17 protein-coding genes are annotated in these 17,848 nt (G+C 61.5%); 14 read left to right on the top strand and 3 right to left on the bottom strand.

The window, feature by feature from the left end; genetic code table 11:
• Positions 1–39: 39 nt before the first annotated feature.
• The 14 genes from V3W27_RS07490 to V3W27_RS07560 all read left to right on the top strand — a co-directional run bounded on the left by V3W27_RS07490 (position 40) and on the right by V3W27_RS07560 (position 15,659).
• Positions 40–1,662, top strand: coding sequence for a methyl-accepting chemotaxis protein (locus V3W27_RS07490; protein WP_330206322.1), 1,623 nt, complete (start codon positions 40–42; stop codon positions 1,660–1,662).
• Positions 1,662–2,180, top strand: a complete 519-nt coding sequence (locus V3W27_RS07495; protein WP_027610993.1) for a chemotaxis protein CheW — start codon at positions 1,662–1,664, stop codon at positions 2,178–2,180. Before V3W27_RS07490 ends, V3W27_RS07495 begins: the two co-directional genes overlap by 1 nt.
• A complete protein-coding gene (locus V3W27_RS07500; protein ID WP_330206323.1) occupies positions 2,177–3,454 on the top strand; it encodes a CheR family methyltransferase in 1,278 nt (425 codons plus the stop codon). Before V3W27_RS07495 ends, V3W27_RS07500 begins: the two co-directional genes overlap by 4 nt.
• Positions 3,451–4,146: a chemotaxis protein CheW gene (locus V3W27_RS07505; RefSeq protein ID WP_007964201.1), complete on the top strand. Its 696-nt coding sequence runs from the start codon at positions 3,451–3,453 to the stop codon at positions 4,144–4,146. The genes V3W27_RS07500 and V3W27_RS07505 overlap by 4 nt, the downstream gene beginning before the upstream one ends.
• On the top strand, positions 4,143–6,437 hold the full coding sequence (locus V3W27_RS07510) for a hybrid sensor histidine kinase/response regulator (protein ID WP_285375968.1): 2,295 nt from the start codon (positions 4,143–4,145) through the stop codon (positions 6,435–6,437). Before V3W27_RS07505 ends, V3W27_RS07510 begins: the two co-directional genes overlap by 4 nt.
• Positions 6,434–7,444 carry a chemotaxis response regulator protein-glutamate methylesterase gene (locus V3W27_RS07515; RefSeq protein ID WP_007964205.1) on the top strand — a complete coding sequence of 337 codons (1,011 nt, stop codon included), beginning with the start codon at positions 6,434–6,436 and terminating at the stop codon, positions 7,442–7,444. Before V3W27_RS07510 ends, V3W27_RS07515 begins: the two co-directional genes overlap by 4 nt.
• A 48-nt stretch (positions 7,445–7,492) precedes the next feature.
• Positions 7,493–8,494, top strand: a complete 1,002-nt coding sequence (locus V3W27_RS07520) for a diguanylate cyclase domain-containing protein (RefSeq protein ID WP_025112221.1) — start codon at positions 7,493–7,495, stop codon at positions 8,492–8,494.
• A 235-nt stretch (positions 8,495–8,729) separates the two neighbouring features.
• A protein-coding gene (prfB, locus tag V3W27_RS07530) for a peptide chain release factor 2 (RefSeq protein ID WP_096795805.1) occupies positions 8,730–9,825 on the top strand; the annotation gives its coding sequence in 2 pieces (ribosomal slippage) (positions 8,730–8,801 and positions 8,803–9,825; 1,095 coding nt in all).
• Between the two features lie 112 nt (positions 9,826–9,937).
• Positions 9,938–11,440 carry a lysine--tRNA ligase gene (gene lysS / locus V3W27_RS07535; protein ID WP_003222049.1) on the top strand — a complete coding sequence of 501 codons (1,503 nt, stop codon included), beginning with the start codon at positions 9,938–9,940 and terminating at the stop codon, positions 11,438–11,440.
• Between the two features lie 105 nt (positions 11,441–11,545).
• Positions 11,546–12,259 carry a TetR/AcrR family transcriptional regulator gene (locus tag V3W27_RS07540; RefSeq protein WP_007964212.1) on the top strand — a complete coding sequence of 238 codons (714 nt, stop codon included), beginning with the start codon at positions 11,546–11,548 and terminating at the stop codon, positions 12,257–12,259.
• Positions 12,260–12,416: 157 nt separating this feature from the next.
• Positions 12,417–12,974, top strand: coding sequence for a hypothetical protein (locus V3W27_RS07545; RefSeq protein WP_103368437.1), 558 nt, complete (start codon positions 12,417–12,419; stop codon positions 12,972–12,974).
• A gap of 24 nt (positions 12,975–12,998) precedes the next feature.
• Positions 12,999–14,276: a flavohemoglobin expression-modulating QEGLA motif protein gene (locus tag V3W27_RS07550; protein WP_003222055.1), complete on the top strand. Its 1,278-nt coding sequence runs from the start codon at positions 12,999–13,001 to the stop codon at positions 14,274–14,276.
• Between the two features lie 151 nt (positions 14,277–14,427).
• On the top strand, positions 14,428–15,333 hold the full coding sequence (locus V3W27_RS07555) for an alpha/beta hydrolase (protein WP_330206324.1): 906 nt from the start codon (positions 14,428–14,430) through the stop codon (positions 15,331–15,333).
• A complete protein-coding gene (locus tag V3W27_RS07560; protein ID WP_007964217.1) occupies positions 15,330–15,659 on the top strand; it encodes a hypothetical protein in 330 nt (109 codons plus the stop codon). The genes V3W27_RS07555 and V3W27_RS07560 overlap by 4 nt, the downstream gene beginning before the upstream one ends.
• A 176-nt stretch (positions 15,660–15,835) precedes the next feature.
• On the opposite strand, the gene V3W27_RS07565 is transcribed toward V3W27_RS07560, so the two are convergent.
• From V3W27_RS07565 to V3W27_RS07575, 3 genes are all read right to left on the bottom strand, one after another.
• Positions 15,836–16,624, bottom strand: coding sequence for an OmpA family protein (locus tag V3W27_RS07565; protein WP_007964218.1), 789 nt, complete (start codon positions 16,622–16,624; stop codon positions 15,836–15,838).
• A 56-nt stretch (positions 16,625–16,680) separates the two neighbouring features.
• Positions 16,681–17,085 carry a DUF4398 domain-containing protein gene (locus V3W27_RS07570; RefSeq protein WP_007964219.1) on the bottom strand — a complete coding sequence of 135 codons (405 nt, stop codon included), beginning with the start codon at positions 17,083–17,085 and terminating at the stop codon, positions 16,681–16,683.
• Between the two features lie 366 nt (positions 17,086–17,451).
• Positions 17,452–17,796 carry a hypothetical protein gene (locus V3W27_RS07575; RefSeq protein WP_007964220.1) on the bottom strand — a complete coding sequence of 115 codons (345 nt, stop codon included), beginning with the start codon at positions 17,794–17,796 and terminating at the stop codon, positions 17,452–17,454.
• Positions 17,797–17,848: the final 52 nt, after the last annotated feature.

Consider the following 17,848-nt stretch of genomic DNA (forward strand, 5'->3'; position numbering starts at 1 on the left):
TATACTCCCCGCATTTCGACTTAGGCACGAGGAATCACTGTGAAGAACTGGACGTTGCGCCAACGCATTTTGGCGAGCTTTGCGGTGATTATCGCCATCATGTTGCTGATGGTCGTTGTCTCGTATTCACGCTTGCTGAAGATCGAGGCCAGTGAAAGCAGCGTGCGTGACGACGCGGTTCCCGGCGTCTATTACAGCTCGATGATCCGCGGGGCGTGGGTTGACAGCTATCTGCAGACCCAGGAACTGCTGGGCCTCAAGGAAGGGCAGGGCATCAGCAGCGAAGATGCGGCGGACTACAAGGCGTTCGAGACGCGCCTGCAGGAGCAGATGACCAACTACCGCAACACCGTCACCACCGACGAAGACCGGGTCGAGTTTGCCGCGTTCGAGAAGGATCACGACACCTACATGCAGATTCAGGATCAGGTACTCGATCTGCACAAGCGCAATCTGGAAGCCGACGCGGTCAAGCTGTTCACCGAGAAGCTGACCCCGGCCTGGTACACCGGTCGCATGAAACTCAATGACATCATCGGCGAGAACAAGCGGGTCGCCGATCAGGCCATGGCCAACATCGACGAAGCCGTGGCGGCGGCCAAGGTCAGCATGTTCGTCTCGCTGCTGGTGGCCGTGCTCGCAGCCGGCGCCTGCGGTCTGTTGCTGATGCGCGCGATCATGGCGCCGATGAACCGTATCGTGAAAATCCTCGAAATCATGCGTACCGGCGACTTGAGCAGCCGGCTGAATCTGGACCGCAAGGACGAGTTCGGCGCGGTGGAAACCGGCTTCAACGACATGATGACCGAGCTGACTTCGCTGGTGTCCCAGGCCCAACGCTCCTCGGTGCAGGTGACCACTTCGGTGACCGAAATTGCCGCCACCTCCAAGCAGCAACAGGCCACCGCCACCGAAACCGCGGCCACCACCACCGAAATCGGCGCGACCTCACGTGAAATCGCCGCCACCTCGCGGGATCTGGTGCGCACCATGACCGAAGTGTCCACCGCCGCCGATCAGGCTTCGGTGCTCGCCGGTTCCGGCCAGCAAGGCCTGGCGCGCATGGAAGACACCATGCACTCGGTGATGGGCGCAGCCGATCTGGTCAATGCCAAACTGGCGATCCTCAACGAGAAGGCCGGCAACATCAATCAGGTGGTGGTGACCATCGTCAAGGTCGCCGATCAGACCAACCTGCTGTCGCTCAACGCTGCCATCGAGGCCGAGAAGGCCGGCGAGTACGGGCGTGGTTTTGCCGTGGTCGCCACCGAAGTACGGCGTCTGGCGGATCAGACCGCCGTCGCCACTTACGACATTGAGCAGATGGTCCGCGAGATCCAGTCGGCGGTGTCTGCTGGCGTGATGGGCATGGACAAGTTCTCCGAAGAAGTGCGCCGGGGCATGGCCGAAGTGCAGCAGGTCGGCGAGCAACTGTCGCAGATCATCCATCAGGTGCAGGCGCTGGCGCCGCGGGTGTTGATGGTCAACGAAGGCATGCAGGCCCAGGCCACCGGTGCCGAACAGATCAACCATGCGCTGGTGCAGTTGGGCGACGCCAGCAGCCAGACCGTCGAGTCGCTGCGTCAGGCCAGTTTCGCCATCGACGAACTGAGCCAGGTGGCCGTCGGGCTGCGCAGCGGCGTTTCGCGATTCAAAGTCTGATGAGCGAAGTCACCGCCAAACGCAGCGCTGCGCCGGTGGCGAAGCAGGCGTTGTTCCTGCTGTTTCGCATCGGCAGCGAGCGTTACGCCTTGCGCGCCACCGAGGTGGCGGAAGTGTTGCCGCGCCTGCCGTTGAAGCCGATTGCCCAAGCGCCGAACTGGGTCGCCGGGGTGTTCGCCTATCGCGGTGCGGTGGTACCGGCCATCGACCTCAGCGCGCTGACTTTCGGCCATCCCGCCGAGGCGCGCACCAGTACGCGGCTGGTGCTGGTGCATTACCGTCCGGATGAACAGCAGCCGTCGCGCTGGCTCGGGCTGATCCTTGAGCAGGCGACCGACACCCTGCGCTGCAATCCCGAGGATTTTCAGCCGTATGGCCTGGACAATCGTCAGGCACCGTACCTCGGCCCGGTGCGCGAAGATGCTCAGGGGCTGGTGCAATGGGTGCGGGTCAACGACTTGCTGGATGACGCGGTGCGCAGCCTGCTGTTCCCGGCGCCACTTGGGGCGCAGTCATGAGCAGCGACCAGCGTTTTTTCGATTTCCTCAAGGAACGCATCGGCCTGGATGTCACCTCGGTGGGGCCGGCGATCATCGAGCGCGCGGTGCGCCAACGCACCACGCTCTCGCAAGCCGCGCACAGCGATGAATACTGGCAACTGCTGCAAGGTTCTCGGGACGAACAGCAGGCGTTGATCGAAGCGGTGATCGTCCCCGAAACGTGGTTTTTCCGTTATCCGGAATCCTTCGCCACCCTCGGCAAGCTGGCGCGCAAGCGTCTGGACGAATTGAACAACATGCGCGCGCTGCGCATCCTCAGCCTGCCGTGCTCGACCGGCGAAGAACCCTATTCGATTGCCATGGCCTTGCTCGATGCCGGGCTCAAGCCGCATCAGTTCAAGGTCGACGGCATGGACGTCAGCCCGCTGTCGGTGGACAAGGCGCGACGGGCGTTGTACGGCAAGAACTCGTTTCGGGGGCAGGATCTGGATTTTCGCGAGCGTCATTTCACCGCCGAGCAGGACGGCCATCGGGTCAGCGAAGCGGTGCGTGAGCAGGTGCGCCTGCAGGCCGGCAATGTGCTGGATCCGACGCTGCTGGCGGGTGAACCGCCGTTCGATTTTGTGTTCTGCCGCAACCTGCTGATCTATTTCGACCAGCCGACGCAGAAGCAAGTCTTCGAAGTGCTCAAGCGTCTGACGCACGTTGATGGCGTGTTGTTCATCGGCCCGGCCGAGGGCAGTCTGCTTGGGCGCCTGGGCATGCGCTCGATCAGCATCCCGCAGTCGTTTGCCTTCAGTCGACACGCTGAACTCATGCCCGAACCTGTGGCATTGCCCACCCCGACCCCTTTGCCCGTGCGCCAACCGCTGCGCAGTCCGCCGCCAGTATCGCCGCCGGTGCGTCCGCGGCCGTTTGCCAGCGTTGCACCGTTGCCCGTCAGCAGCAAAAGCGCCAACCCGGACGCGGCGACCTTGCTCGCCAACATCGCCGCGCTGGCCAACGAAGGCAAAAGCGCCGAGGCCCGCGCGGCATGCGAGCAGTATCTGCGCAGTCACGAACCGGTGGCGCAGGTGTTTTACTGGCTCGGTCTGCTCAGCGATGTTGCCGGTGCCGCGCTCGAAGCCCAGAGTCATTACCGCAAGGCCTTGTACCTTGAACCGCAACACCCCGAAGCGTTGATGCACCTGGCCGCCTTGCTGCAGGCCCAGGGCGACAGCGCCGGTGCCAGACGATTGCAGGAACGTGCCGCCCGCAGCGGCCGCACCGCCGACAGTGAGCGTAAACGATGATCCCGTCCGACACCTTGAACGTCACCCACGAAGACGCCCGGGCCATCGATGATTGCTGGAACCGTATCGGTATTCATGGCGACAAGTCGTGCCCGTTGCTGGCCGAGCATATTCACTGCCGCAACTGCGCGGTGTATTCCGCCGCCGCCACGCGCCTGCTGGACCGTTATGCATTGCAGCAGGACGAACGCGATCCGGTCGCCGTGGCGGTCGAAACCGATGTGAAAACCCGTTCGCTACTGATGTTCCGCCTCGGCGAGGAATGGCTGGGGCTGGCCACCCGCAGTCTGGTGGAAGTGGCGCCGCTGCAGGCGATTCACTCGTTGCCGCATCAGCGTTCGCGGGCCTTGCTTGGCGTGGCGAACGTGCGCGGCGCGCTGGTCGCGTGCCTGTCGCTGGTCGAGTTGCTCGACCTTGATGGCAACGCCGCACCAGCCACCGGCGCGCGGATCATGCCGCGCATGCTGATCATCGCCGCCCACGGCGGACCGGTGGTGGTGCCGGTGGACGAGGTCGACGGCATCCACGCCATCGATGAAAAAATTCTCGACGCCGCGTCGCGTGCCGGCGGTGAGCACAACAGCACGGCCAGCGCCAAATACACCCGTGGTGTCCTGCAATTTCGGGGGCGCAGCCTGCGCTGGCTGGATGAAGAACAGCTGCTGTCCGCCGTGACCCGGAGCCTCACATGACCCCCGAGCAAATGCGCGACGCCTCGCTGCTGGAGCTGTTCAGCCTGGAAGCCGAAGCCCAGACCCAGGTGCTCAGCAGCGGGCTGCTGGCGCTGGAGCGCAACCCGACTCAGGCCGACTATCTGGAATCGTGCATGCGTGCGGCGCACTCGCTCAAGGGCGCGGCGCGGATCGTCGGCATCGACAGCGGTGTCAGCGTCGCCCATGTGATGGAAGATTGCCTGGTCAGTGCGCAGGAAGGTCGGCTGTTGTTGCGTCCCGAGCACATCGATGCGCTGTTGCAAGGCACCGATCTGTTGATGCGCATCGCCACGCCGGCCAATGCTCCGCAAGCGCCGGACATCGAAGCGTATGTGGCGTTGATGGGACTCCTGCTCGACCCTTCGGCAGCGCCCACAGTGGCGCCACCGCCGATGGCCGAGTTGCAGATGCAGGCGCCGCCGCCTGCGCCTGCACCGATTGAAACCCCGGCGCAAGTGATCGAGACACCGCTGGAAACCTCCGACCCGGCACCGCGCAAGAACAAGCGCACCACCGAGGGCGGCGAGCGCGTGCTGCGGGTCACCGCCGAACGCCTGAACAGCCTGCTCGACCTGTCGAGTAAATCGCTGGTCGAAACCCAGCGCCTCAAGCCGCATCTGGCGACCATGCAGCGTCTCAAACGCATGCAGAATAATGGCCTGCGGGCACTGGAAAGCCTCAACGTGCATCTCAAGGAACATGCGCTGAGCCTTGAGGCCCAGGAAGCCCTTGAAGATGCGCGGCGCTTGCTGGCCGAGTCTCAGCAATTGCTCGCGGAAAAGAACGCCGAGCTCGACGAGTTCGCCTGGCAAGCCAGCCAGCGCGCCCAAGTGCTCTACGACACCGCGCTGGCCTGCCGCATGCGCCCGTTTGCCGACGTGCTCACCGGTCAGGTGCGCATGGTTCGAGACCTGGGGCGCAGCCTCGGCAAACAGGTAAGGCTGGAGATCGAAGGCGAGAAGACCCAGGTCGATCGCGACGTGCTGGAAAAGCTCGAAGCGCCGCTGACTCATTTGCTACGCAACGCGGTCGATCACGGCATCGAAACCCCGGAACAACGCTTGCTCAAGGGTAAGTCCGAAGAAGGCCTGATCCGCCTGCGTGCCTCGCATCAGGCCGGTTTGCTGGTGCTGGAGTTGAGCGATGACGGCAATGGCGTCGATCTGGAAAAGGTCCGCCGCAGCATCGTTGAACGCCAATTGTCACCGGCAGAAACTGCCGCGCAGTTGAGCGAAGAAGAACTGCTGACCTTCCTGTTCTTGCCGGGCTTCAGCCTGCGCGACACGGTGACCGAAGTGTCCGGGCGTGGCGTCGGTCTTGATGCGGTGCAGCACATGGTGCGGCAACTGCGCGGCGCGGTGGTGCTGGAGCAGACGGCGGGCGAGGGCAGCCGCTTTCATCTGGAAGTGCCGCTGACCCTGTCGGTGGTGCGCAGTCTGGTGGTCGAAGTCGGCGAGGAGGCTTATGCGTTTCCGCTGGCGCACATCGAGCGCATGTGCGACCTGGAGCCACAGGACATCGTGCAGATCGAGGGCCGTCAGCATTTCTGGCACGAAGGTCGGCATGTCGGGCTGGTCGCGGCCAGTCAGTTGCTGAATCGTCCGGCCAGTCAGAGCAGCGGCGAAACCCTCAAGGTCGTGGTGATCCGCGAGCGTGACGCGGTCTACGGGGTGGCGGTCGAGCGGTTTGTCGGCGAGCGCACGCTGGTGGTGCTGCCGCTGGATGAGCGACTGGGCAAGGTTCAGGATATTTCCGCCGGGGCGCTGCTCGACGACGGTTCGGTGGTGCTGATCGTCGATGTCGAAGACATGCTGCGCTCGGTGGACAAACTGCTCAACACCGGGCGTCTGGAGCGTATTGCTCGCCATGGCAATCAGGCCGCCGAAGTGGCGCGCAAACGGATTCTGGTGGTCGATGACTCGCTGACCGTGCGCGAGTTGCAACGCAAGTTGCTGCTCAATCGCGGCTATGACGTGGCGGTCGCGGTGGACGGCATGGACGGCTGGAACGCGCTGCGTTCGGAGGACTTCGATTTGCTGATCACCGACATCGACATGCCGCGCATGGATGGCATCGAACTGGTCACCCTGTTGCGCCGCGACAACCGCCTGCAATCGCTGCCGGTGATGGTGGTCTCGTACAAGGATCGTGAAGAGGACCGGCGTCGTGGACTGGACGCTGGCGCCGACTATTATTTAGCCAAGGCCAGTTTTCATGACGACGCCCTGCTTGATGCAGTGGTTGAGCTCATTGGAGGAGCGCGGGCATGAAAATCGCAATCGTCAACGACATGCCCCTGGCGGTGGAGGCTTTGCGCCGTGCGCTGGCCTTCGAGCCGGCGCATCAGGTGGTCTGGGTCGCCAACAACGGCGCCGAGGCGGTGCGTCTGTGCGCCGAAAACACCCCGGATCTGATCCTGATGGACCTGATCATGCCGGTCATGGATGGCGTCGAGGCCACGCGACGGATCATGGCCGAAACCCCGTGCGCGATCGTCATTGTCACGGTCGACCGCCAGCAGAACGTGCACCGGGTCTTCGAGGCCATGGGCCACGGCGCGCTGGACGTGGTCGACACCCCGGCCATTGGTGCGGGGAACGCGCAGGAAGCGGCGGCGCCGTTGCTGCGCAAGATCCTCAACATCGGCTGGCTGATCGGCGAGAAAACCCCACGCTCGCGCCCGGTGCCGACGCCCCACCGCAGTTCGGCGTCGTGCAAGCGGCTGGTAGCGATCGGCTCGTCGGCCGGCGGACCGGCCGCGCTGGAAGTCCTGCTCAAGGGCCTGCCACGCCATTTCTCGGCCGCCATCGTGCTGGTGCAGCACGTGGATCAGGTGTTTGCCGCGGGCATGGCCGAATGGCTGGCCAGCGCCAGTGGCCTCGATGTACGCCTGGCCCGCGAGGGCGAGCCACCGCAGGCAGGCGCGGTGCTGCTGGCCGGCACCAACCACCATATTCGTTTATTGAAAAACGGCACGCTGGCCTACACCGCCGAGCCGGTCAACGAGATCTACCGGCCTTCGATCGACGTGTTTTTCGAAAGTGTCGCCAGTTATTGGAACGGCGATGCCATCGGGGTTTTATTGACCGGGATGGGACGCGACGGGGCGCAAGGGCTTAAGCTCATGCGCCAGCAGGGTTATCTGACCATCGCGCAGGATCAGCAAAGCAGTGCGGTGTACGGCATGCCCAAGGCAGCAGCGGCGATCGATGCGGCCGTCGAAATCCGTCCACTGGAAAAGATAGCGCCACGATTGCTGGAGGTATTCCCCAAATGAACAGGCTATTCCGCAATCCTGGCCCCCGCAGTACTCAGGTGACCGCCCATGAATGATTTACAGATCGACGACATTAAAACCGACGAAAACGCCGCCATGGTGTTGTTGGTGGACGATCAGGCGATGATCGGCGAAGCCGTGCGCCGTGGGCTGTCGAATGAAGAGAACATCGACTTCCACTTCTGCTCCGATCCGCACCAGGCCATCGCCCAGGCGGTACGGATCAAGCCGACGGTGATTCTGCAGGACCTGGTGATGCCCGGCCTCGACGGCCTGAGCCTGGTGCGCGAATACCGCAATCATCCGGCGACCAAGGACATCCCGATCATCGTGCTGTCGACCAAGGAAGACCCGCTGATCAAGAGCGCGGCGTTCTCGGCCGGGGCCAACGACTATCTGGTGAAACTGCCGGACACCATCGAGCTGGTGGCGCGCATCCGCTATCACTCGCGCTCCTACATGACCCTGCTGCAGCGGGATGCGGCGTACCGTGCGTTGCGCGTCAGCCAGCAGCAGTTGCTCGACACCAACCTGGTGCTGCAACGGCTGATGAACTCTGACGGCCTGACCGGGCTGTCCAACCGCCGGCACTTCGACGAGTACCTGGAGCTGGAATGGCGCCGCTCGCTGCGCGACCAAAGCCAGTTGTCGCTGCTGATGATCGACGTCGATTACTTCAAGTCCTACAACGACAGCTTCGGCCACGTCGAAGGCGACGAGGCGCTGCGCAAGGTCGCCACGGCGATCCGCGACGCCAGCGCCCGACCGTCGGACCTGCCGGCCCGCTACGGCGGTGAAGAGTTCGCCCTGGTGCTGCCGAATACCTCGCCGGGCGGCGCACGCCTGGTGGCGGAGAAACTGCGCCAGACCGTGGCGGCGCTGAAGATTCCGCACAACACCCCGGGCGACGGGGCGAGCCTGACCATCAGCATCGGCCTGGCGACCATGGTGCCGCAGGCGGGCAGCGATTGCCGGCTGCTGATTTCGGCGGCGGATCGCGGGTTGTATCTGGCGAAGAACAACGGGCGTAATCAGGTGGGTATCGAATAGGTCTCTCGAACCTGCAAATCCCCTGTGGGAGCGGGCTTGCTCGCGAAGGCGGAGTATCACTCGACATCAATGCTTAATGACACACCGCCTTCGCGAGCAAGCCCGCTCCCACAGAGGATGCGCATCAGGCCATGTCAAGTGAATCGCCTTAACAGCCGCCAGACGGGCTGCCGTCACAGCCTGATTACGTTATACTCGCCGGCTTTCAAAAGTTCGCCAACGAGTGCTGCCCGTCATGGAAATCAACCCGATCCTGAACACCATCAAGGACCTGTCCGAGCGCTCCGAAACTATTCGGGGGTATCTTTGACTACGATCAAAAGCATGAGCGTCTGATCGAAGTCAATCGCGAGCTTGAAGATCCTGCAGTCTGGAACAAACCTGAATACGCCCAGGAACTGGGCCGCGAGCGAGCATCGCTGGCGCAGATCGTCGACACCCTGGATGAGCTGTCCAGCGGTCTGGCCGATTCCCGCGAGCTGCTCGACATGGCCGTTGAAGAAAACGACGAAGGCGCGGTAAACGACGTCGTTGAACTGCTTCAAGGGCTTGAAGAGTCACTGGCCAAGCTTGAATTCCGCCGCATGTTCAGCCACGAGATGGACCCGAACAACGCCTACCTGGACATCCAGGCCGGCTCCGGCGGCACCGAGGCCCAGGACTGGGCCAACATCCTGCTGCGCATGTACCTGCGCTGGGCGGACAAACGCGGTTTCGACGCGACCATCATGGAATTGTCGGCCGGTGAAGTCGCCGGTATCAAAGGTGCGACCGTGCACATCAAGGGCGAATACGCCTTTGGCTGGCTGCGTACCGAGATCGGCGTGCACCGTCTGGTGCGCAAGAGCCCGTTCGACTCCGGCAACCGTCGCCACACCTCGTTCTCTGCGGTTTTCGTCTCGCCAGAGATCGACGACAAGGTCGAAATCGAAATCAACCCGGCAGACCTGCGGATCGACACCTATCGTTCCTCCGGTGCCGGTGGTCAGCACGTAAACACCACCGACTCGGCCGTACGTATTACTCACGTACCGACCAACACCGTGGTCAGCTGCCAGAACGAGCGTTCCCAGCACGCCAACAAGGACACCGCCATGAAAATGCTGCGGGCCAAGTTGTACGAGCAGGAAATGCAGAAGCGCAACGCCGCTTCCCAGGCGCTGGAAGACACCAAGTCGGACATCGGCTGGGGTCATCAGATCCGTTCGTACGTGCTCGACGCGTCGCGGATCAAGGACCTGCGCACCAACATTGAACGCAGCGACTGCGACAAGGTGCTCGACGGCGACATCGATGAATACCTGGAAGCCAGCCTGAAGTCGGGGCTGTAAAAGACGCACGCAGGGTCGCTGATGCAACGCGATCCCTGTAGGAGCCAGCCCTGCTGGCGATTCCCGGGCCGCCAGGCCCGGGGGCAACGAACCTGATGGAATATCTGAAGACATGAGCGACCAACAACTCGACCCGCAAGCCCTGCAACAGGAAGAAAACTCCCTGATCGCCCTGCGCAAGGAAAAGCTGGCTGCCGAGCGCGCCAAGGGCAACGCCTTCCCGAACGACTTCCGCCGCGAAAACTACTGCGAAGATCTGCAGAAGAAATACGCGGACAAGACCAAGGAAGAGCTGGCCGAGGCTGCAATCCCGGTCAAGGTTGCCGGTCGCATCATGCTCAACCGTGGCTCGTTCATGGTGATCCAGGACATGACCGGTCGCATCCAGGTCTACGTCAACCGTAAAACCCTGTCCGAAGACACCCTGGCCGCCGTCAAGACCTGGGACATGGGCGACATCATTGCCGCCGAAGGCACCCTGGCGCGTTCCGGCAAGGGCGACCTGTACGTCGAAATGACCAACGTGCGCCTGCTGACCAAGTCGCTGCGCCCGCTGCCGGACAAGCATCACGGCCTGACCGACACCGAACAGCGCTACCGTCAGCGTTACGTTGACCTGATCGTCAACGAAGACGTGCGCCAGACGTTCCGCGTGCGTTCGCAAGTGATCGCGCACATCCGCAGCTTCCTGATGAAGCGCGACTTCCTCGAAGTCGAGACGCCGATGCTGCAGACCATTCCTGGCGGCGCCGCAGCCAAGCCGTTCGAAACCCACCACAATGCGCTGGACATGGAAATGTTCCTGCGTATCGCGCCTGAGCTGTATCTGAAGCGTCTGGTGGTTGGCGGTTTCGAGAAAGTGTTCGAGATCAACCGCAACTTCCGTAACGAAGGCGTTTCGACCCGTCACAACCCTGAATTCACCATGTTGGAGTTCTACCAGGCTTACGCCGACTACGAAGACAACATGGACCTGACCGAAGAACTGTTCCGTGAACTGGCACAACTGGTGCTGGGCAGCACCGACGTGCCGTACGGCGACAAGGTGTTCCACTTCGGCGAGCCGTTTGCCCGTCTGTCGGTGTTCGACTCGATCCTCAAGTACAACCCTGAGCTGACCGCCGATGACCTGAACGACATCGACAAGGCGCGCGCCATCGCCAAGAAGGCCGGCGCCAAGGTGCTGGGCTTCGAAGGTCTGGGCAAGCTGCAGGTGATGATTTTCGAAGAGCTGGTCGAGCACAAGCTGGAGCAGCCGCACTTCATCACTCAGTACCCGTTCGAAGTGTCGCCGCTGGCCCGTCGTAACGACGAGAACCCGAACGTCACCGACCGTTTCGAGCTGTTCATCGGCGGCCGTGAAATCGCCAACGCCTACTCCGAGTTGAACGACGCGGAAGACCAGGCCGAGCGCTTCATGGCGCAGGTGGCCGACAAGGACGCTGGCGACGACGAAGCCATGCACTACGACGCCGACTTCGTGCGCGCGCTGGAGTACGGCATGCCGCCAACGGCCGGTGAAGGTATCGGCATCGACCGTCTGGTGATGTTGCTGACCAACTCGCCGTCGATCCGCGATGTGATCCTGTTCCCGCACATGCGACCGCAAGCGTAAACGTTTCAGTTGAAAAGCCGCCTAAAACAGGCGGCTTTTTATTGCCTGTCTGGTACAAATGTATCAATTGGTTAATTTTGCAATAGCAGAGGAAGTCCAGTCGTGATGGTTGCAATCGCTCAAGAAGGTGCAGCGGGTATCGCCACTGCGGTCGCTGAAAGTGTTCAGTACCAGGGCCGCAAGGCCAGCCGACAGGGCAGTGAGCAGCGTCGACAGGACATTCTCGACGCGGCGATGCGCATTGTCGTGCGTGACGGCGTGCGCGCCGTGCGCCACCGTGCGGTGGCGGCCGAGGCCGGTGTGCCACTGTCGGCCACTACTTATTACTTCAAGGATATCGATGACCTGCTCACCGATACCTTCGCCCAATACGTCGAACGCAGCGCGGCCTACATGGCCAAGCTGTGGATCAACAACGAAGGCCTGCTGCGCGAGATGGTCGTCAGTGGTGACGGCAGCCCCGAGTCGCGCTCGCAACTGGCCGACGACATCGCGCGGCTGATGGCCGACTATGTGCACCGGCAACTGGTCAATCGCCGCGAACACCTGATGGCCGAGCAGGCGTTCCGCCAGGAAGCGCTGCTCAACCCGCGTCTGGCGGATCTGGTGCGCTCGCATCAGCAGATTCTGCTGCAAGGCACCTGCCAGTTGTTCCAGGTGCTGGGCTCGCGTGAACCGCAGCAGGATGCCAAGGTGTTGACGGCGATTATCGGACGGATGGAATATCAGGGCCTGCTCAACGACGCCGAGCCTTTGGCCGAACAGGACATGCTCGGGATTCTGACGCGGTATATGCATCTGGTCCTGGCCTCGGTCTGATAGCCGACGCAGATCCCCTGTGGGAGCGGGCTTGCTCGCGAAGGCGGTATCACATTCAACGCTTCAGTTGACTGACCCACCGCCTTCGCGAGCAAGCCCGCTCCCACAAGGGACTGAGCCGATCATCAGGGCGACGCATGTTCATAGGGAGTATTGAATGAAAGCCTGGCGTGGCGTGCTGATCGCCTTGTCGTTCCTGCTGCTCAGTGGCTGTCTGGTGACCTTCAAGGATCCGCTGCCTGCCAGTGACCCGGCGCCCAAGGGCCTGCTGGGCACGTGGTCGAGCACCAATGCCTGGGGCGAGCCGATGAACCTTGAGCTGACCCGCGTCGGCAATGATCGCTATCAGGCCATCACCTGGTTCAAGGCCCGGCCTCACGAGCGCGAGGCGTACCCGTTCACCGTGTCGCGCCATGGCAGTCGCTGGTACCTGTCGGCGAAAGTGCCGGCGCGTTACGGTGGCCAATACACCATCGCCGGTTTCGAACTCACCGACAAACACGAGCTGGTGGTGTACAACCTCGACCTCGAACAGATCAATCAGGCGATCAAACAGCAAGCCCTCGACGGCAAGGCTTTCCAGACTGAAGACGACGGCGACGGCGTGCAAGTCGACAGTAGCCTCGACAAGGTCTTTGCTTATCTCGACGATCCGGCCAATTCCGATGTATTCGTCGAGGCCGCGCGCTATCAGCGCCAGGCCCGCGCCAAATAATTCAGTTTTCTACAGGAGTTTCGGGTGGACGATTACCAGCAGACGATACGCACGCTGTCCGATCGCATTGTGCTGGCGCAGACGCCGATCCGCGTGCTCGATGCGGTGAAGTGGGACGAGAACATCCGCAAGGGCTTTCTCAAGGCCAAGGGCAAGGAAATGCCGGCGGTGGATCGCGACTACTACCTCAATCGGCCGCTGTCCTTCGATTCGAGCAAGGTCAAACTGGAATTCCAGAACATCGAGCGCGACATCACCCGCCAGCTCGGCCAGTTCAATCCGGTCGGGCAGATCATGCGGCGCATGTGCAAGGAATACCGCATGGTGGTGCGCATGCTCGAAGCGCGCGGCACCGAGGATTTCGGCCTGATCTCCCAGGAACTCTACGGCGCCGCCTCCGATGCGTTCCACGCCGGTGACCCGACCCTGGCCGACCTCGGCCTGATGATGTCCGACTACCTGAACAACATCGATGGCCGTGGCGACCTGAAGGACGAACCGAAGATCCTCACCGCCAAGGATGCCGTGCACCTGCTGCAAACCCGGTTGAACAAGGTGTTCGGCGAGGCCGAGGAAACCATCCGCGTGTTCGAGTCCGACGGCATCGTCGCCGACGCGGCGGCAGGCGCCGACTACATCAAGATCCGCACCGACGCGCTGTTCAACGACCGCGACGTGCGTGCACTGGAAGTCCACGAAGGTCTGGTGCACGTCGGCACCACGCTCAATGGCTTGAACCAGCCGATCTGCACCTTCCTGTCCAAAGGCCCACCGTCTTCGACGGTGACCCAGGAAGGCCTGGCGATCCTGATGGAAATCATCACCTTCGCCTCCTACCCGAGCCGCCTGCGCAAACTGACCAACCGCACCCGCGCCATTCACATGGTCGAGGAGGGCGCGGACTTTTTGCAGGTGTTCGAGTTCTTCCGCGAGCAGGGCTTTGAAATGGCCGAAAGCTACGGCAACGCCAGCCGGGTGTTCCGTGGTTCGACCCCGACCGGTCTGCCATTCACCAAAGACTTGTCCTATCTCAAGGGCTTTATCATGGTTTACAACTACATTCAGTTGGCCGTGCGTAAAGGCAAGCTTGAGCAGGTGCCGCTGCTGTTCTGCGGCAAGACCACCCTGGAAGACATGCGTACCCTGCGTCAGTTGGTCGATGAAGGTCTGGTGGTGCCGCCGAAATATCTGCCGGAGCAGTTCCGTGACATGAACGCGCTGTCGGCGTGGATGTGCTTCTCCAACTTCCTCAATCACCTGAGCCTGGACCGGATCGAGGCGGATTACTCCAACATCCTCTAATCCACACACAAATCCCTTGTAGGAGTGAGCCTGCTCGCGATAGCGGTGTATCAATCAACATAAATATCGACTGACACACCGTTATCGCGAGCAGGCTCACTCCTACAGTTTTTGACGGTATTCCAATTCGAATTCTGCGAGGTTTCACCGGATGAGAATCCTCGGCATCCTTTGCCTGCTCCTGACCCTCAGTGGTTGCAGTTCGTTGTTGTTCTACCCCGAGCCGGGCCAGATCTTCACCCCGGAAAAGGCCAGGCTCGAATACCGCACCGTCACATTGGTCACGGCGGATGGCTTGAAGCTGAACGCCTGGTGGCTACCGGCCAAACCTGGCGTCGAAGTCAAAGGCACAGTCCTGCACCTGCACGGCAACGGCGGCAACCTGCCGATGCACCTCGGCGGCAGTTGGTGGTTGCCGAAAAACGGCTATCAGGTGCTGCTGGTGGACTATCGCGGATATGGCTTGTCCGAGGGCAAGCCGAGCCTGCCGGCGATCTATCAGGACATCGACGCTGCGTTCGCCTGGCTCGACAAGGCGCCAGAGGTCAAAGGCAAACCGCTGATCCTCCTCGGCCAGAGCCTCGGCGGCTCGATGGCCGTGCATTGGCTGGTGCAGCACCCGGAGCGGCAGAAACAGCTCAAGGCTTTCGTGCTCGACGGTGTGCCCGCCAGTTACCGCAGTGTCGGCCAATATGCCCTCAGCACGTCGTGGCTGACCTGGCCGTTCCAGGTACCGCTGTCGTGGCTGGTGCCGGACGGCGACAGCGCGATCAACTCGATGCCGCAGGTCACGGGCGTGCCGAAACTGATCTTTCACAGCATCGATGACCCGCTGGTGCCGATGGCCAACGCCATTCGCCTGTATCAGGCGGCGCCACCACCGCGCGTGCTGCAGCTGACCCGCGGCGGCCACGTGCAGACCTTCGGCGACCCGGTCTGGCGCCAGGTGATGCTGCGCTATCTGGAAGATCCCGAACATTTCAACGGCCTGCGCCGCCTCGGCGAGATCCCGAACTACCCGCAACCCCCGAATTCTGAAGATGAGAGTCCGCAATGACTGAAGAACGTAACGCCATCCCGCTGATCATCACCGGTATCTGCAGCATCCTCGGCACCGTCGGCGCCCTGTGGTACTACGGCTACCTGCACTTCGCCAAACCCGAGGATGCGCTGCTGCTCAACGAATTCACCATGCTCAAGACCGTGCCGGGCGAAGACTACAAAGTCTCACTGGACCCGGCGCCGCAAGTGGCGCAGTGCATCGATGGCGTGCTGGTGCTGTTCGACACCGAGCAGAAAGGCCTGACCGGGGTGCTGATCAATGCGCAGAAAAAAGCCGTGCGCTGCATGGGCCAGGAAACCCCACAAAAACTCGAACCATAACCCGATAAAAACTGTGGGAGCGGGCTTGCTCGCGAAAGCGGTGTCTCAGCCACTCTATATTCCGACTGATCCACCGCTTTCGCGAGCAAGCCCGCTCCCACAAGGGGGGAATGTGTAAGGCCAAAAAAAGCCCCGCCTGATCACTCAGGCGGGGCTTTTGCGTTAGCGCGTGCTGCTTAGTTCGAGCTGACCGCCGAACGTGGCATCACTGGCTGGTTGTCGTTGGAAATGGTCACTTCCACACGACGGTTCATCGCACGACCGGAAACGCTGCTGTTATCAGCAACCGGGTATTCCTTGCCATAACCCTGAACCACGATGCGCGAAGGATCTACGCCCATCTTGATCAGAGCGACTTGCACCGAGGTGGCACGACGCTCGGACAGCGACTGGTTGTACGAAGCCGCGCCGGTGCTGTCGGTGTAACCCTCGACGATCACTTTGCGATCAGGGTTTTCCTGAAGGAATTGCGCCAGTTTGTTGATGTTCACCAGACCGCTGGATTTCAGGTCAGCCTTGTTGGTGGCGAACAGCACGTCACCGAAGGTCACCAGGGTACCGCGATCGGTCTGCTTGGCGTTCAGGCTCTGCTGCAGTTGTTTGATCTGCTGATCACGAGCGTCCAGACGCGCCTGAGCACGTTGCGCGGCAGCGTTTTTCAGGTTGTTTTCAGCGGTGCGCAGGGCGATGGTCTGCTTGGCCACTTCCACGCGCTGGTTGGTCAGGTAGGCCAGTTGGTCAACCTTGGCTGCGTCTTGCTTGTCCAGATAAGCCTTGTCGGCCTTGTCCAGGTAATCGCTGGCGTCCTTGGTTTCCAGGGCAGCGACTTTGCTCGCCTGTGGGTTGGCCTGCAGGCCGGCGTAGTTGGTGCGCGCCTGTTCCAGGTTCGGGTTAGGCGGAGTAGAGCAGGCAGCCAAGGCAACGCTTGCGGCCAGAAGAGCGGGGATCATCAGTTGCTTACGCATAATTTGTCGTCCTTTCTATCGATAAAAGTTTCAGCTTTGCGATTCGGGATGCGCGCTTACTGCACGGTGCGCTGACTTTCCTGACGCAGTTCCTGAACACCTTTCTGGGAATCCTTCACAGCCTGTTCGGCCTTGGCAGCCTGAGCCTTGCGTTCTGCTACGCGAGCGTCCCATTCGGCTTGCTCGGCGAGGGTGCGAGCCTGTTCATACTTCTTGTCGTGCATGGCAATTTCGGCTTGCTTGAGCTTGTCCTGAGCCTGCTTCATTTCCACTGCAGCGAACTCGGTACCACCGGCGCTGACGGCGCTGTTGACGGCCGATTGAGTCACGGCGTACTGCTCGGTCGGCGGGTTACCGGCGCAACCGGCCAGAACGAAGCTGGTACCGATAGCCAGAGCAGCCAGTTTCAGACCGCGCAGGTGGGAGAACGAGGTTTGGGTCTTCATGGTCTTCAACTCCATTGTTTAACTCCTGATAAAACCGAAAATCCATCCTGGTCGAGGAGCCGCAAGCGTCGTGTAAAAGCGCGTTTTTGAAACGCTCGTTCCAGGCGTGGTTACAGCTTCCGACCGGAGGCGTTTTTCAAAAGTTCAGAAAAGATGGCCTATCGCCAAATTTTTTTTTGACCAGATGGACAAGGCTCTAAACCGGGAACTTTGGAGGCGGGGAGAGGTACGCGCGGGGAAAAGTCAGACAACTTTTCAAAAGGAAACACGACCCTGTAGGAGTGAGCCTGCTCGCGATAGCATTGTGTCAGTCAGCATCAAAAGCTACAGATACACCGCTATCGCGAGCAGGCTCACTCCTACAGTTTGATCTTTGTTGTGTCAGTGTTTTTGCTTTCCGGCAGCAGTCGACAAATCCTGCAGATGCCGCCTCGACAGCGCCAGAAACCGCGGTGTCGGCCCGACATCTTCGTACAGCGGATCACCTTCCTCATCGGTGGCGACCACGGTCGAACCTTTCACATACGGCAGGCTCGCCTCGAACTCTTCGAGCGCGGCGCCGATCAGTTCGCCGAGCAGTTCTTCCGGGTGGCGTTTGGGGTACATCTCGGCGATCGCCGCCAGTCGCGCAGCGGCCTCGACGTCCAGATGAATCGTGTAGCCGGTGTCGGTCAGGCGACCCTTGGCGTTTTCTTCCCAATGCTGGGCGAGTTCACGAATTTTCATGATGACCTCATTTCGCGCCTGCTCGTGGCAGGCCTGGGTGAGTGTCCGGCGG

Source organism: Pseudomonas sp. AM14(2022) (assembly GCF_036346455.1).
Lineage (GTDB): Bacteria > Pseudomonadota > Gammaproteobacteria > Pseudomonadales > Pseudomonadaceae > Aquipseudomonas > Aquipseudomonas putida_A.

Coding starts and splice junctions, on each gene's coding strand:
- V3W27_RS07515 (WP_007964205.1), top strand. CDS start 6,434: ATGAAAATCGCAATCGTCAACGACATGCCCCTGGCGGTGGAGGCTTTG.
- V3W27_RS07575 (WP_007964220.1), bottom strand. CDS start 17,796: ATGAAAATTCGTGAACTCGCCCAGCATTGGGAAGAAAACGCCAAGGGT.
- V3W27_RS07505 (WP_007964201.1), top strand. CDS start 3,451: ATGATCCCGTCCGACACCTTGAACGTCACCCACGAAGACGCCCGGGCC.
- V3W27_RS07520 (WP_025112221.1), top strand. CDS start 7,493: ATGAATGATTTACAGATCGACGACATTAAAACCGACGAAAACGCCGCC.
- V3W27_RS07570 (WP_007964219.1), bottom strand. CDS start 17,085: ATGGAGTTGAAGACCATGAAGACCCAAACCTCGTTCTCCCACCTGCGC.
- V3W27_RS07540 (WP_007964212.1), top strand. CDS start 11,546: ATGGTTGCAATCGCTCAAGAAGGTGCAGCGGGTATCGCCACTGCGGTC.
- V3W27_RS07545 (WP_103368437.1), top strand. CDS start 12,417: ATGAAAGCCTGGCGTGGCGTGCTGATCGCCTTGTCGTTCCTGCTGCTC.
- lysS (WP_003222049.1), top strand. CDS start 9,938: ATGAGCGACCAACAACTCGACCCGCAAGCCCTGCAACAGGAAGAAAAC.
- V3W27_RS07500 (WP_330206323.1), top strand. CDS start 2,177: ATGAGCAGCGACCAGCGTTTTTTCGATTTCCTCAAGGAACGCATCGGC.
- V3W27_RS07510 (WP_285375968.1), top strand. CDS start 4,143: ATGACCCCCGAGCAAATGCGCGACGCCTCGCTGCTGGAGCTGTTCAGC.
- V3W27_RS07555 (WP_330206324.1), top strand. CDS start 14,428: ATGAGAATCCTCGGCATCCTTTGCCTGCTCCTGACCCTCAGTGGTTGC.
- V3W27_RS07560 (WP_007964217.1), top strand. CDS start 15,330: ATGACTGAAGAACGTAACGCCATCCCGCTGATCATCACCGGTATCTGC.
- V3W27_RS07565 (WP_007964218.1), bottom strand. CDS start 16,624: ATGCGTAAGCAACTGATGATCCCCGCTCTTCTGGCCGCAAGCGTTGCC.
- V3W27_RS07495 (WP_027610993.1), top strand. CDS start 1,662: ATGAGCGAAGTCACCGCCAAACGCAGCGCTGCGCCGGTGGCGAAGCAG.